The organism is Actinomadura sp. BRA 177, from assembly GCF_013372625.1.
Lineage (GTDB): Bacteria > Actinomycetota > Actinomycetes > Streptosporangiales > Streptosporangiaceae > Spirillospora.
Genome location: NZ_JABXFD010000528.1, coordinates 1 through 460, shown reverse-complemented (window position 1 = coordinate 460; position 460 = coordinate 1). Strand labels below are relative to the sequence as shown.

Here is a 460-nt window from a genome sequence, read left to right as displayed (position 1 = left end):
TGGGGGGGTGCGGGCGCTGTAGTGTTGGTCGGTGGGGGGTGCTGGGAGGCATGCGCAGGTGTGCGGCGGGCGCGTGCCGGCGCCTGCCGGGCTGGAGTGGGGGGGCGACTGGGCGCACAGCCTGGCGGCCGGCGCCTTGGCGGGGGGCGCGTAAGTGCAGGTGGAGTGGGGGTGCTGCGTGCGGGGATGGAGGTCGGGCTGGGGGGCTGCGTGCCGGCGATGAGCGCCTGGTTGTTGGACGCCGGCGTCAAGGAGAAGAACTACGGGGTGACGGCCTCCTTGAACAGCCTGGCCATGTACTCGCGGGCAGCCACGGCCGCGTCCGCGTTGATCCCGACCTGCTGGTTCTGGTCCGGGACGGCGCCGCCGAACGACCGCAGCAGCGCCCGGGCCGCCATGTTCGAGTCGGGCTCGGGGGTCAGCCCGGTCCCGCACGGCACCCCGGTCTGCTTCTTGATCT

At 73.5% G+C, this 460-nt stretch carries 1 protein-coding gene; it reads right to left on the bottom strand.

Translation table 11 applies throughout. The annotated features are described in order from the left end of the window. Positions 1-260: 260 nt before the first annotated feature. Positions 261-460, bottom strand: a 200-nt coding sequence (locus tag HUX53_RS30165; RefSeq protein WP_217920097.1) for a hypothetical protein, incomplete at its 5' end; no start/stop codon positions are given.